Below are 14,085 nucleotides of genomic sequence, written 5' to 3' on the forward strand. Positions count from 1 at the left end.
GTATTATTCAATCATCTTATTACGGGATAATCCAATTTCATGTTCCTGGGGATACGGTTTTCTAAAAGTCATACTGACATCCTCATGCAAATTACGCTGGGCTTCCAATGATTTTTCTTTATCCATGGAATACCTGGGATCAGGAATGAAAGGCATTTTCGCCATTTTATGAATGGTAATGGTAGGGAAATGGAAATCGACCTCCACTGTTCCCAATAAGAGATAGCAGCCACCACCCTGAAAAGGATATTCTTCAAGACAGCTGGGAAAATGAGCCGTATCAAAATATTCTCCTTCAGCATCAATCCAGGTTCCGAAGTACATCGTTCCTTTCTTTGTAGGTACATGCTTTCTTGAAATAAGATACGCCAGCATTTTAACCTGATGTTTATGGAACTTCAATAAGTCTTTTACCAAAACAGAGCCTCTGTATCGGGTCTGTAATAAATCAAAAGGACTGAATGAAATAGGAAATCCCAATATTTCTATCTCGTCAAAAGCATCTTCAAACTTATTTCTTTCTATACTAGGTAACTTATAATCCTTTTGAGGTTCTTCCAGTAAAGTCAAATGTCTGAAAGGAACCTTATGAGTTCCCAGAAGAAATCTTGATTCAATCAGCAGTTCATGTTTCTGTTTTCCGGTAAAGCGGAATGCTCCGATAAAGATTAAAATTTGTAGTGTTTCGATGCCAATAGGAATTCTTTTAACAAAATTTTCCAGGGAAGTATACTCTCCATTCTGATTTCTTTCTTCAGGAATAAGTTGCGCTAATTTAAGTTCCAACCTTTCAATATGCATCAATCCCAAATAAACGTCCGAACCATAGACCGTTGTCTGATATTCACTCAGATTGATACAAGGATTATGAATAGAAGCTCCCGACATTCTGGCTTCATGAATATAGACTTCGGTTCTGTAGAACCCGCCGCCGTTATTAATTGCAGAGACCATAAATTCAATAGGATAATAGACCTTAAGGTATAAACTCTGATAGCTTTCCACAGCATAGGAAGCAGAATGTGCTTTGCAAAATGAATAGCCTGCAAATGATTCGATCTGACGGTATACTTCCATGGATAATTGTTCAGGATGTCCAAGCTTTTTACAGGACTCAAAGAAGTTATCTTTTACTTTCTGTAATGCAGATAAAGACCTGCCTTTACCGCTCATGGCCCGTCTCAGGACGTCACCATCAGGGGCGGATAATCCGCCGAAGTGCAGGGCAATTTTAATAACATCCTCCTGATATACCATAATACCGTAGGTTTCTCCCAGTTCTTTTTCAAAAACATCATGGAAGTATTCAAATTTTGAGGGATTGTTATGCCTGAAAATATATTCCCGCATCATCCCGCTTTGGGCAACACCGGGACGTATGATAGACGAGGCAGCTACCAGGACTTTGTAATTGTCACATTTAAGCCTTCTGAGCAACCCCCTCATGGCTGGAGATTCAATATAAAAACAGCCGATGGTTTTTCCGGAACTTAAGAATTCATTGCATTGGACTTCGTCTTTTGAGAGAGATATATCCCGGATATCGATATCAATACCTTTTTTTTCCTTCACCAGTTTTACTGTGTCGTTAATGGTACCTAAACCTCTCTGTGAAAGAATGTCAAACTTTTCAAGACCAATCTCTTCAGCAGTATACATATCGAACTGTACGATCGGAAAACCTTTGGGAGGCATTTCGAGTGCGGAATAATTGGTGATAGGTTCTTCTGATATCAGGATTCCACAGGAATGCATACTTCTCTGGTTAGGAAACTTTTCCAACAATTTTCCGTAGTAATGAACCTGTCTGGATACCGAATTGTTATCATGCTCCTGGATGGGTTTTGTTGCGAGCATATCCAGTTCCTCTTTCGGAAGGCCGAAAACTTTTCCTATTTCCCTGAAAATAGAGCGATATTTAAATTCAACATTGGTTCCGCAGAAAGCAACATGGTCTTTACCATATTTCTCAAAAATATATTCAAGGATAATATCCCTGGTCTGCCAGCTCCAGTCAATGTCAAAGTCAGGAGGTGTTTTACGGTTGAGGTTTAAAAAACGTTCAAAATACAGATCAAGTTCCAAAGGACATATATCAGTAATTCCGATGCAGTAGCTGACAATGGAATTGGCACCGCTGCCTCTTCCTACGTGCATAAATCCCATCCGGTTGCTGTATTGGATAATATCCCAGGTGATCAGGAAGTAAGCACAGAAATTAAGCTGGTCAATGACTCCTAACTCTTTATCCACTCTTGTTCTTGCCTGTAGATTATCATCGGAATACCTTTTTGAAAGTCCTTCATACACTAACTTCTTTAAAAGCTCAAAATCATTTTCCCTGCTGTCAGTGAAATGCTTTTTGTTTTTAGGGGTTGAAAAGTCAAAATCAAAATGACAAGTATTGACAATATATTTTGTGTTTTCAATAATTTGTGGCTCATGCTGAAACTGAGCCAAAAGCTTTTTTTTATCAGTAAACATTTCATTGTCTTTACAGTAATGAGCTTCTGTTAGCTTACTGATCAAGGTATTGAGATCAATGGCCCTTAGTATTTTATGAAGCTCATATTCTTCAGGAGTTGTAAAGGTAACGGGATGCAGGATGACCATTTTATGGATGAACGGTTTCAATTCAGGTTGAATTAAAAGGTTGAGCTGGTCCTTTCTGATACCTATAAATTCATGATCTGCTAATTGTTCCGGAATATTCTCCAGTGGGTAAATAACAAAAGTATCTGTAAAATCAGGATTTGCTTTAGGAATTTCAATGCCTTCACAATTAAACGCAGTTAAAAGCCTGTTGATCTCTCCGATACTTCTCTGATTTCTGGACAGGCAGATATAATACAGTTCATCCTGAACCCGTATTTCCACTCCGACAATCGGTTTGATATGATGATCCTGGCAAAGTTTATAAAAATCATAGATCCCGGTAATGGTATTGATATCTGTAAGAGCTAAGGTTTTAATATTAAAATGTACAGCCTGCTTAACCAGTTCTTTAATAGAAATGGTTCCATACCGAAGACTATGATAAGAATGACAATTCAGAAACATCTTATACTTATTTTAATAAACCTGAGGCTCTTCCTACACTTGAAGTTCCAAACCTGTTCTTGATTTTATCCATTGTCTGGTACAGTGATATCAACTCTTCCGTATCTTCAAAGAGATCCATTTGATGGCATCCGTGAACCAGTCCGGTAAACTTTACTCCAACTAACCTGATTCTCATACGTCTGGTATATACTTTTTTAAAAAGTTCTAAAACATACCTGAGCAGGGTATGGTCAGCTGAGGTGTAAGGAATCCTGCATTGTTTGGTTTCCGTATCAAAATTGGCATACCGGAGTTTTACCACTACTACCGATACCAGCCATTTCTCTGCCCTGAGCTGATAACAGAGTTTTTCAACCATTCCTGAAAGTATACTTTGAATCCCCTGAATATCTATAGTATCCTGAGCAAAAGTATCTTCTGTAGAAATGGATTTTCGTTCCGAATATGGAACTACAGGGGTTTCATCAATTCCGTGTGCTTTTTTCCAAAGTTCATTTCCGTTTTTACCAATCAGCTGCCCAAGCACATCAACAGGCATTTCAGAAAGTGTTTGTATCGTTCTGATCCCCAGTCTTGAGAGCAGTTGAAAGGTTACATCTCCGACCATAGGAATCTTCTTTACCGAAAGCGGATTCAAAAACGGCTGTATGTCACATTGCTTTAGTTCAAATCTACCTGTAGGCTTCGATTCTCCGGTTCCGATTTTGGAGACGGTTTTATTAGCAGACAACGCAAAACTTATCGGTAATCCTGTGTTTTTCTGTACGCTTTCCGCTATTTCATGCGTCCATTTGTAACATCCGAAAAACTGATCCATCCCGGAGAGATCCAAATAAAATTCATCAATACTTGCTTTTTCAAGAACAGGTACTTTTTCCTGAATAATCTCCGTTACCATATGGGACATATTGGAATACATTTCCATATCTCCTTTAATCACTTTAGCTTCGGGACACAGCCGTAATGCCATTTTAATCGGCATCGCACTTCTGACTCCGAAAAATCGGGTTTCATAAGAGCATGACGCTACTACACCACGGTCTCCACCTCCTATGATGACAGGCTTTTTCTCCAGTTCGGAGTTTTTCAGCCTTTCACAGGAAACAAAGAACGTATCCAAATCCATATGTACAATTGCTCTTTCCATGCGACAAAATTAGTTACGTTTTGAAACAAATTTTGTATTTTTGTTGTCTAAAATTGTAACAATGTCAAAATTCTCTGATAACATCGTGTTTTTGAGAGGAAAGAAAAATATGACTCAGCAAGAACTGGCAGATCTATTAATTCTTACCCGATCCAGATATGTCGCCTATGAATATGGCAGAACAGAACCTCCAATTGAAATATTGCTTAGAATTTCAAAATTCTATAACATCAGCATTGACCTACTATTAACTGTAGATGTCAGAAAATTTTCTATCGATGAACTCATGGAGCTTCCTGAGAACAGGATTGTTCTGCCTATAAAGGTTGATCAGGATGGAAACAATCAGATTGAGATTATTCCCCAAAAAGCTTCTATGGGCTATTTGAATGGCTATGGAGATCCGGAATACATAGAAAGTCTGGAGACCATATCATTACCTTTTTTAAAAGGAGGTAAGTTCAGGGCTTTTCCGGCTGACGGAGATTCAATGCCGCCCTATAAGAACGGAACCTATATTGTGGGAAAATATGTAGAAAACCTTTCGGATTTGAAAACGGACAGAACGTATGTTTTCATTACCGTCAATGATGGTATCAGTTACAAAAGGTTTCAGTTTCATGAAGCAGATGGTATATGGGTGAAGGCTGACAATCAATTTTATGAGCCGTATAAAATTCCATTGCCTGAAATTAAAGAAATCTGGGAATTTGCCTGTAGTATTACTACCAAAGAATATGAACCTGATGAATTTGCAGAACATCATATTCAAAATTTTATCACAGAAATTAAAACCGATATCAAACAGATCAAAGAAAAAATGGGAGATAGGAATTGAAACTATTTTGAGTAAATGACATAACAAAAAACTTCTCCGAAGGGAAGTAAAAAACACAAATGATGAAAAAACATCCCGAAGTAACGGGATGTTTCTAAGATAAATATTTTAATTTAAAGTTAAATGACCCAGCTGAGTTTATTTGATACAGAAGAATTCTATGAGTTTCCAAAAGATCTTTTGGAATACAGAGAGAGTTTTCTGAGCAGGGAAGAAGCCGATTTGTTTAAAAACAAATTATTGGAAATGGCTCCTTGGGAACAGCGTACACAGAAGATGTATGATAAGGTGATGCTTACTCCAAGATTAACGGCCTGGTATGGAGATTCAAAATATAGTGATTCCGAAGAAAATCAAAAACCAACTCATCCATGGACTCCTGAATTGTTTACATTAAAACAAAGAATCGAAAAGGAATTTGGCTGTCAGTTCAATGGTGTTTTATTAAACTTATACCGAGACCATAATGACTCCGTCGCCTGGCACCGAGATAAAGAAAGCAGATATGGGAAACGACCTATCATTGCATCCATCAGTCTTGGACAAACCAGAAACTTTGATTTCAGAAAGAAAGACCACCATCAAAGCAAATACAGCCTTGCACTTCCTCATGGATCGTTGCTTATTATGAAAGGAGACCTACAGGAAAATTGGGAACATCGGATTGCTAAATCAAGTACACCAATGAAGGAACGTATTAACTTGACTTTTCGATTAATATTACCTAATATGTAGATTCTTGAAGACGTATTGATAATCGTTTTTACTATTCTGAAATTTCAAAACAGATTTTAAAATAATTGTTGTTGCTCCAATGAATAAAATAAGAAAATGGAGCTATCTCAACTTTCTTTTCAGGTGATAATACCGGAATAATAACCTATCATACCATACGGCAAATAATAAGAAAATAACAGGGAGAAGAAGTGTTTTCAGTTGAAATTGCTGATAGGTAAATCCCCCAATAATTCCCCCTAGAAAAAAACAAATGATGATGATTAGCTTTAAAAAAATGCTTTTATTCAATTGTATTTTTTTTCCTTTTTGCTGATGGAAAAATAGCTGAGATAATTCAATTCCCAAATCAGTAAATAGCCCGGTGAGATGGGTAGTTCTTACTACAGACTGGGAAACTCTGGTAACAAGAGCATTCTGTAATCCCATAGCAAAAAGTAATGCCGAAGAAATGATGAGCGAGACAGAAGAATTTTTAGGTAATATATCAGGTGAAAACGCTATGATAAGCATGATTATAATTTCAATGGACAAAGCAATGATATAAGATGTATTGGATTTATGCTTTGTAGCCCATTCTGTGATAAACCCGGAAACAAAGGCTCCCAGCAAGAAAAATAGGATATACAACAGATAAAAAAGTGCCATTTTATAATTCTTTATAAACAGCTCTTCAGAAAAATAGGCGAAATGTCCTGTTACATTGGTAGTCAGGGTACTTACGGAAAGTACCCCAGTGATATTCACCAATCCTGCAACGCAAGACAGAATAGAGGCCAGCTTTAAATTATGGGAATATGTTCGTCCTTTTCCCTGATGTCTAAACATACATCATTCTTTTAGTAATTGTACATTAGAAATATTATGGAAGAGAAGTAACACTCAGTGTAAAATTATTCCTGAACCATTATGCCTCAAAAATTTTCAGAATATCCAAAGATATTATCATCTTTTGTTAAAGATTAGCGATACGTGTCAGTCTTTCTATATTTTTCAGCTCTATTTTTCTACCTTCCATCACAATAAGTTGTTCTTCCCTAAAATCATGCAGGATACGGGCTAATGTCTCCCTTGCTGTTCCTACCATATTGGCTAAGTCAACGCGAGATAATGTAATATATACATTTTCTGCAATATTATTTTTTGATTTGTATTTATTATGCAGAATCAATAAGCTGAGGGCTGCACGTTCCCTGACAGTTCGTTGGGATAAAATAGTCATCAGGTTGGCCATTACACTAAACTCATGACTCAGGCTTTTGAGAAGAAATTTAGAAAAAACTTTTGATTCTTCAAGAATATGCAAAAAATCTTCTTTTGGGATAAATGCAATAACAGAACTTTCAATGACCTGTGTGGTGTCGCCATAAGAATAATCACTTAAGATGGCTGAATATCCAAAAAATTCCCCGGCATTATAGATATAAATAATCTGCTCTCTTCCGTCATTATCAACCTTATATTTTTTTACCTTTCCTTCTTTCAAATAAAAGATACCATTAGGAATAGTCCCTTCAGTAAATATAGCATCGTTTTTACGGTAGTTTTTAATCTGCATCACTTTTTGAAGCATTTCTTTATCGTATGTTGAAAGCTCCTCAAAAAGATATTGATTATTAAAAATAAATTTTGAAATCATGATTTACTAATTTACACATTTTTACCCTAACTTAAATTTGACTTAAATCACGTTTATAACAGATTTAGATCCTTCCTGTTTCCTCATAAAGTGCCTATTTTTACAACGATAAGTAAACTTTAATTCATCTATGGAATATTTGGAATCTCTAAAAAATATTGGAGTTGTACCCAGTAAAGAAGTCTATTGGAATTTATCTGTCTCACAGCTGATTTCACAAACCTTAAAACAAAATCAGGGGATTATTACAAGTTCAGGAGCTTTGGCTTGTGATACAGGCGAATTTACAGGCCGTTCACCAAAGGATAAGTTTATTGTTAAGGATGGTACAACCAAAGACTCTATTTGGTGGGGAGAGGTTAATCATCCTTTTGTACCAGAAGACTTTGACAAATTGTATGATGATGTTATTATCCATCTTTCTGGTAGAGATATTTATGTCAGAGATGCCTATGCATGCGCCAAACCTGAATACAGACTGAATATAAAGGTTATCACAGAAACGCCATGGGCCAACTTATTTGTTAATAATCTGTTTTTAAGACCTGAAGCAAGGGAATTGGAAACATTTCAGCATGAATGGTTGATTCTTAATGCTCCGGATTTCAAAGCTGATCCTAAAACCCATAAAACCCGTCAGCATAATTTTACGATCATCAATTTTACAAAGAAAGTCATTCTTATTGGTGGAAGTGCCTACACAGGGGAAATCAAAAAAGGAATTTTTACCGTACTAAACTATATCCTTCCTTTTGAGAAAAATGTACTTTCCATGCACTGCTCGTCCAATGTAGGAACCACTGGTGATACCGCTGTATTTTTTGGACTTTCCGGAACAGGAAAAACGACTCTTTCGGCAGATCCTTCAAGAAAGCTGATTGGAGATGATGAACATGGATGGGATCATGAAAGTGTATTTAACTTTGAAGGGGGCTGTTATGCTAAATGTGTTAACCTGAGTGAGGAAAAAGAACCGCAGATATTTTCTGCCATACACTCTGGAACTTTGCTTGAAAACGTGCGCTTTTTTGATGGAACTTATATTGTAGATTATGATAATGTTTCCGTAACAGAAAACACAAGAGCTGCTTATCCCATCGACTTTATTGAGAATGCGGTACATCCTTCCATAGGGAAAACTCCCAATAATATTTTCTTTTTAACCTGCGATGCTTTTGGAGTTCTTCCTCCGATATCGAAACTATCAGTAGGACAGGCGATGTATCATTTTATTTCGGGATATACTGCTAAGGTGGCAGGAACTGAGGCTGGCATTACGGAACCTCAGACCACATTTTCAGCGTGTTTTGGAAAACCTTTTTTACCGCTTCATCCTACAAAATATGCAGAACTGTTAGGAAAGAAGTTAAAAGATAACAACATCAATGTATGGCTTATTAATACCGGCTGGTCTGCTGGTGCCTATGGTACCGGGGAACGTATCAAACTTGCTTATACCAGGGCTATGATATCGGCAGTACTTGAAAATAAATTGGAACACGTAGATTTCGTACAAGATGCTGTATTTGGACTGCAGATACCTGTAGAGTGTGAAGGAGTTCCTTCCGATATTCTAAATCCTAAAAATACCTGGGATGACCAGTTGGCATATGATGAAAAAGCATTACACCTTGCCACTCAGTTTGCAGAAAACTTTAAATCATTCGTGTCTTTCGCCGATGAAGAAACAATAGCAGGAGGACCCTTAGTCTAAAATGATATTAACTCATTGAATAAGTATATAAATTAAAAAAAGAACTGTAAGAATGAACATTCCAGAAAACCTGCTGTACACTGAAGATCACGAGTGGGTTCGATTAGAAAACAATACGGCTTATATCGGAATTACCGATTTTGCCCAACATGAATTAGGAGATATTGTCTATGTTGAAATTGAAACATTGGGAGAAAAATTAAAACAACATGAAGTATTTGGGAAAGTTGAAGCTGTGAAAACGGTATCAGACCTGTTTTTGCCTCTTGCCGGAGAAATACTGGAAATCAATCCGAAATTGGAAGCCAGTCCTGAATTGGTCAATTCAGACCCTTACGGGGAGGGCTGGATGGTTAAAATTAAGGTGGAAAATCTTTTTGATGCAGAAGGATTGTTAAGATTTGGTTCATACGCATCCCTAATAGGCGCATCATAAATGGGAACTGTAAAACTAAAGAAAACAGCATTTAATGCCATCCATTTTGCTCTTGGAGGGAAAATGGTAGAATTTGCAGGCTATGAAATGCCTGTTCAATACAAAGGCGTAACACATGAACATGAAGTGGTTAGAAATAATGTCGGGGTTTTTGATGTGTCTCATATGGGAGAGATCTCAATACAGGGGAAAGGCTCTTTGGAACTTATTCAAAAAATCACTACTAATGATGTCTCAAAACTTTATCCCGGAAAAGTACAGTATAGCTGTATGCCCAATGATACGGGCGGTATAGTTGATGATCTCTTGATTTATAAAATAAGCAAAAATGATTACCTATTGGTAGTTAATGCTTCTAACATTCAAAAGGATCTGAAATGGATCATGAGACATAACTCTTTTGGAGCAGAGGTAACCAATATTTCTGATTCTGTTTCTTTATTAGCTGTTCAGGGACCAAAATCGATAGACGTTTTACAGAAGTTGACGGATATCCATTTGAAAGATATGGAATATTACACATTCACCATAGGTGAGTTGGCTCATATTCCAAATGCTTTGGTATCTGCAACAGGATATACGGGTGAACCCGGCTTTGAAATTTATGTAAAGAACAGATAGCTCACTTATGGGAAGCCATATTTGAAGCCGGAAAAGATGAAGGTATTGAACCTATCGGGCTGTCGGCAAGGGATACCTTGCGTTTGGAAATGGGGTATTGCCTTTATGGAAATGATATTGATGATACAACTTCTCCATTGGAAGCAGGATTAGGATGGATCACAAAGTTTACAAAAGATTTTGTGTATAGCGGATTTTTAAGCATCCAAAAAGAAAAGGGAGTCACTAAAAAATTGATAGGTTTTGAAATAGAAGATAAAGGAATTCCCCGTCACGGTTATGAAATATGGGATAGTAGCCATCAAATTATTGGGGCGGTAACCTCCGGAACTCTTTCACCTACCCTAAAAAAAGGAATAGGGATGGGGTATGTTGCAGCTGATAGCACTAAGATTGGAAATGAAATCTTTATCAATATCAGAAATAAGGCGGTCAAAGCTAGTATTGTTAAAACTCCATTTATTAAAAAATAGATCCATTTACAAACCAGTCAGATTAATAATTATATGCTTGTTCCTAAGAACCTTTATTATACGGAAAACCATTTGTGGTTGAGAAAAATTGGATTATACGATTTTTGTATTGGAATTACAGATTTCGCTCAAAAGGAAATAGGAGAAATTCATCTTGTTGAATTTAATTTGCAGAAAAAAAGCTTAAAAAAAGGAACTGTCTTTGGAATTGTTTATGGAATCAATAAGACTTTTCAGTTGGTTGCTTCTTGTGACTCTAAAATTATGGAAGTTAATCAAAATATAGCTGTAAAACCTTCCCATATTAATACAGACCCTTATAACTGCTGGTTTTTAATTCTTTCTACCTACATATCTACGAATGAGCTTTTAACTTATGAGGACTATACACAAATAATAAAATGATTTTTAAACAGCTTAGAGAGAATATGGATGTAAAGGATGCCGTTTTTAATGAACTTTATCCTCCCAATATAAAAGCGGCAGCGGAAAGACACTGGACTCCAGTAACGGTTGCCAGAATGGCGGCAGAATATCTGGTAGAAGAGTCCGGGAAAAAAGTACTTGATATTGGGGCAGGAGCTGGAAAGTTTTGCCTGGTAGGCGCTGCTTCTACCAAAGGGTTTTTCTATGGTGTAGAGCAAAGAGCTTCACTTACTAAAATATCAAGGAAAATAGCAGACCGACATAATATCACCAATGTAGAATTTATCAACTCCAATATCAATGAAATTGATTTTTCCGATTTTGAAGCCTTCTACTTTTTCAATTCTTTTTTTGAAAATATAGATACCTCTAATCCGATTGATAATTCAATACTTCCTGATAAGAATTTATATGATATTTATTCAGGTTATGTTAAAGAACAATTAGAAACAACTCCTGTTGGAACCCGCCTGGTTACGTATTGGAGTAAATGGGACGAAATTCCGAGAAGTTTTGATCTGGTAGATTCAGCCTGTAACGGCTTTTTAAGCTTTTGGAAAAAAGTATACTGACTTTAAGCATTGAAAGAATGCTATAAAAAGTATCTTGGGATTGATGTCTTGAATATGGTACAACTTCAACTGGAAAGATGTTGCTGATATCAATCCAAAAGGCTCTTTAACATAGAACCTTTCTCCTGAAACATCCAATTATTTGAGCCTTCAGTAAGAAAATTTATGATCAATTAATTATACGGTTGGCTGGTCTGAAAAGCATGAATAATAATGAACTTAGATTGGTATTTTAATAAGGTTAGATTTAATTTTTTATAAACAGAAATACATAGGTCTGAATATTATGTATATTTTTTTGGGTATTGCTACAATTTTGTAGCAATACCTTTTTGTAATTGATTTTGTTTACAATTATAGCATATTTGAAATTAAAACTTTCCAACTATCATTACTCTTTAGGTTTCCTTTATGAGGAGACTTTTTTATACCAATGATAGAATTAAAATTTTTTGCACTTTTAGTTTAAAATCGAGGTTGTGAAAAATCTCTTCGTAACTACGAAAAAGTAGTGATTTTATATGATTTCTGTTGATCAATTTTACATCACCAGCAATCATAAAAATCACCATTATGAATATCGAAAGAACAGAATTTATAGCCTGGATGGAGAGAATCATGGAAAGATTTGATCTACTGAAAGAGCAAATGCTTAAGAACCAATCCAGATTTATAGAAGTAGACGGAGAGCAGCTTCTGGATAACCAAGATGTTTTACAGCTATTAAAAATAAGTTCCCGATCATTACAGCGGTACCGAACTGATAAAAAGCTGCCTTACTATACCATCAGCGGAAAGCTGTACTATAAGCTTTCGGATGTCCATCAATTGATCAGAGAGTGCTTAAACTCTTAACGATAATAAGACATTAACAGCCAAATCATTCATCATCATTCCAATTCTTACGAGTCTCTTAATTGACCTATACCTTCGTTCCATTAAATAAAACAAAATGGAAGAAGAAATAATAAACTCTCAGGAGTCCGATGAACTCAAACCCTCAACAGACACACTCCTTGTCCTGAACATTCATACTAACCAGGTTGAAATGGTCAAAGGAATTGATCAAGATGGGAATCTTCAAAAAGTTCCTCCAAAAGAAAAAAAGGATAATGAGCAGCTGATTAGGGTAGATAAACACGGAGATATTTTTTCCAACTTCTTTTCCAATTTTTATCGGCAGCTTAAAAATCCCACGCATTTCAACTTTTTCAAAGTTTCAGAATACGATGCTGTTAATACCGCTAAGGATCTTCAAAAATATGTTGATCAGGCATCCCCCGAAGAAAAAGAAAAGCTGAAAGACTATCAAGTGTTACCAAAGAATAACAGCAATCCAAAAAACCAAAATACAATGGACAACAACACAGACAATCAGGAATATCGTTTTCAGCCTGAACAGATCGACTGGAAAACGATGGAAAAGTTCGGACTTAATCAGGAGAAGCTTGAAAAGATGAACGCTATGGATTCATTACTCAGAGGTTTTAAAACCAATACATTAATTCCCATCACTATTAATCTGGGAACGGCGGTTAGTAAGATGGATGTTCGATTATCTCTTCAAACAGGAGATACAGGACAGGTTGCCGTTCATCTGCATGGAATCCGAAAAGAGCCCAGTCTCAATAATAAATTTCTGGGTCATCAGTTCACGGATGAAGACAAGAAGAATCTCAAAGAAACCGGGAATATGGGCAGGGTAGTAGATCTTGTCAATCCTAAAACAGATGAAATCATTCCATCAGTCATCAGCCGTGACCGCCTTACCAATGAATTGGTTGCCTATCGAGCGGAGTACATGAAAATTCCTGATGAAATCAAGGGAATAAAACTTGATGAACATCAGAAACAAACCCTACTGGAAGGAGGTCCACTGTATCTTGAAGGCATGACCTCTAAAAAAGGTGAACTTTTCGATGCCACCGTACAGTTCAATGCAGATAAGCGGTATGTAGAATTTTTATTCAACAATAACCAGGCACTCCAACAAAGTCAACAACATTATTATAACCAACAACAAACTCAACCTACAGATCAGGAAGCACCCAAAGTATTCAGAGGAAAAGAACTGGACGATTCACAATATGAAAAGTTCAAAGCCGGGCAAACCGTGTACGTTGATGGTCTTACCGATGCTAAAGGTAAAGCCTATCAAGGTTATATTACCTTCAACAAAGAAACCTCCAAAACTGATTTCTCATTCACTCATCCTAATAAACTTAAAGAGCAGGCAAAACCTTCAGAAGAACATAAAACCCAAACAGCGGTTAATTCACAGGGAAAAACCAATGAAGCTACTAAAAATGTGAAGGAGCCTTTAGAATCAAAACAGCAACAGCCTGTTAATAAACAGCAGGAAGACCAGCAAAAAAAGGTTAGAAAACCAAGAGGACGAAAACTATAATAAACATCTAAATC

At 36.5% G+C, this 14,085-nt stretch carries 12 protein-coding genes and 1 pseudogene; 9 read left to right on the top strand and 4 right to left on the bottom strand.

Annotation, left to right across the window (positions count from 1 at the left end):
* Positions 1–3 precede the first annotated feature (3 nt).
* Both FW780_RS01585 and dinB read right to left on the bottom strand, forming a co-directional pair.
* The gene (locus tag FW780_RS01585; protein ID WP_149831888.1) at positions 4–3,060 is read right to left on the bottom strand and encodes a DNA polymerase III subunit alpha; all 3,057 of its coding nucleotides are present in this window, start codon (positions 3,058–3,060) and stop codon (positions 4–6) included.
* Positions 3,061–3,067: 7 nt separating this feature from the next.
* Positions 3,068–4,210, bottom strand: a complete 1,143-nt coding sequence (gene dinB, locus FW780_RS01590; protein ID WP_149831889.1) for a DNA polymerase IV — start codon at positions 4,208–4,210, stop codon at positions 3,068–3,070.
* Between the two features lie 61 nt (positions 4,211–4,271).
* Between dinB and FW780_RS01595 the strand changes: the two genes are divergently transcribed.
* Complete coding sequence (locus FW780_RS01595; protein WP_149831890.1) at positions 4,272–5,048, top strand: XRE family transcriptional regulator; 777 nt, start codon at positions 4,272–4,274, stop codon at positions 5,046–5,048.
* Between the two features lie 123 nt (positions 5,049–5,171).
* Positions 5,172–5,783: an alpha-ketoglutarate-dependent dioxygenase AlkB family protein gene (locus tag FW780_RS01600; RefSeq protein WP_149831891.1), complete on the top strand. Its 612-nt coding sequence runs from the start codon at positions 5,172–5,174 to the stop codon at positions 5,781–5,783.
* 102 nt (positions 5,784–5,885) lie between these two features.
* Here FW780_RS01600 and FW780_RS01605 read toward each other — a convergent pair whose 3' ends face one another.
* The gene (locus FW780_RS01605) at positions 5,886–6,611 is read right to left on the bottom strand and encodes a YoaK family protein (RefSeq protein ID WP_149831892.1); all 726 of its coding nucleotides are present in this window, start codon (positions 6,609–6,611) and stop codon (positions 5,886–5,888) included.
* A 127-nt stretch (positions 6,612–6,738) separates the two neighbouring features.
* The gene (locus FW780_RS01610) at positions 6,739–7,422 is read right to left on the bottom strand and encodes a Crp/Fnr family transcriptional regulator (protein ID WP_149831893.1); all 684 of its coding nucleotides are present in this window, start codon (positions 7,420–7,422) and stop codon (positions 6,739–6,741) included.
* Between the two features lie 130 nt (positions 7,423–7,552).
* On the opposite strand from FW780_RS01610, the gene pckA reads away from it, so the two are divergent.
* The 7 genes and pseudogenes from pckA (at position 7,553) to FW780_RS01645 (ending at position 14,071) form a co-directional block, all read left to right on the top strand.
* Positions 7,553–9,136, top strand: a complete 1,584-nt coding sequence (pckA, locus tag FW780_RS01615; RefSeq protein WP_149831894.1) for a phosphoenolpyruvate carboxykinase (ATP) — start codon at positions 7,553–7,555, stop codon at positions 9,134–9,136.
* A 52-nt stretch (positions 9,137–9,188) separates the two neighbouring features.
* On the top strand, positions 9,189–9,572 hold the full coding sequence (gene gcvH, locus FW780_RS01620; protein ID WP_149831895.1) for a glycine cleavage system protein GcvH: 384 nt from the start codon (positions 9,189–9,191) through the stop codon (positions 9,570–9,572).
* Positions 9,573–10,666 (top strand): annotated as a pseudogene (gcvT, locus tag FW780_RS01625) (glycine cleavage system aminomethyltransferase GcvT).
* Positions 10,667–10,699: 33 nt separating this feature from the next.
* Positions 10,700–11,071, top strand: coding sequence for a glycine cleavage system protein H (locus FW780_RS01630; RefSeq protein ID WP_149831896.1), 372 nt, complete (start codon positions 10,700–10,702; stop codon positions 11,069–11,071).
* Positions 11,068–11,664 (top strand): methyltransferase domain-containing protein, encoded by a 597-nt coding sequence (locus FW780_RS01635; RefSeq protein WP_149831897.1) that lies wholly within the window; start codon positions 11,068–11,070, stop codon positions 11,662–11,664. The genes FW780_RS01630 and FW780_RS01635 overlap by 4 nt, the downstream gene beginning before the upstream one ends.
* A 573-nt stretch (positions 11,665–12,237) precedes the next feature.
* The gene (locus tag FW780_RS01640) at positions 12,238–12,519 is read left to right on the top strand and encodes a helix-turn-helix domain-containing protein (protein WP_002980966.1); all 282 of its coding nucleotides are present in this window, start codon (positions 12,238–12,240) and stop codon (positions 12,517–12,519) included.
* A gap of 97 nt (positions 12,520–12,616) precedes the next feature.
* Positions 12,617–14,071: a DUF3945 domain-containing protein gene (locus FW780_RS01645; RefSeq protein ID WP_149831898.1), complete on the top strand. Its 1,455-nt coding sequence runs from the start codon at positions 12,617–12,619 to the stop codon at positions 14,069–14,071.
* Positions 14,072–14,085: the final 14 nt, after the last annotated feature.

The organism is Chryseobacterium sediminis, assembly GCF_008386505.1.
Classification (GTDB): Bacteria; Bacteroidota; Bacteroidia; order Flavobacteriales; family Weeksellaceae; genus Chryseobacterium; species Chryseobacterium sediminis.

Coding starts and splice junctions, on each gene's coding strand:
- FW780_RS01585 (WP_149831888.1), bottom strand. CDS start 3,060: ATGTTTCTGAATTGTCATTCTTATCATAGTCTTCGGTATGGAACCATT.
- dinB (WP_149831889.1), bottom strand. CDS start 4,210: ATGGAAAGAGCAATTGTACATATGGATTTGGATACGTTCTTTGTTTCC.
- FW780_RS01595 (WP_149831890.1), top strand. CDS start 4,272: ATGTCAAAATTCTCTGATAACATCGTGTTTTTGAGAGGAAAGAAAAAT.
- FW780_RS01600 (WP_149831891.1), top strand. CDS start 5,172: ATGACCCAGCTGAGTTTATTTGATACAGAAGAATTCTATGAGTTTCCA.
- FW780_RS01605 (WP_149831892.1), bottom strand. CDS start 6,611: ATGTTTAGACATCAGGGAAAAGGACGAACATATTCCCATAATTTAAAG.
- FW780_RS01610 (WP_149831893.1), bottom strand. CDS start 7,422: ATGATTTCAAAATTTATTTTTAATAATCAATATCTTTTTGAGGAGCTT.
- pckA (WP_149831894.1), top strand. CDS start 7,553: ATGGAATATTTGGAATCTCTAAAAAATATTGGAGTTGTACCCAGTAAA.
- gcvH (WP_149831895.1), top strand. CDS start 9,189: ATGAACATTCCAGAAAACCTGCTGTACACTGAAGATCACGAGTGGGTT.
- FW780_RS01630 (WP_149831896.1), top strand. CDS start 10,700: ATGCTTGTTCCTAAGAACCTTTATTATACGGAAAACCATTTGTGGTTG.
- FW780_RS01635 (WP_149831897.1), top strand. CDS start 11,068: ATGATTTTTAAACAGCTTAGAGAGAATATGGATGTAAAGGATGCCGTT.
- FW780_RS01640 (WP_002980966.1), top strand. CDS start 12,238: ATGAATATCGAAAGAACAGAATTTATAGCCTGGATGGAGAGAATCATG.
- FW780_RS01645 (WP_149831898.1), top strand. CDS start 12,617: ATGGAAGAAGAAATAATAAACTCTCAGGAGTCCGATGAACTCAAACCC.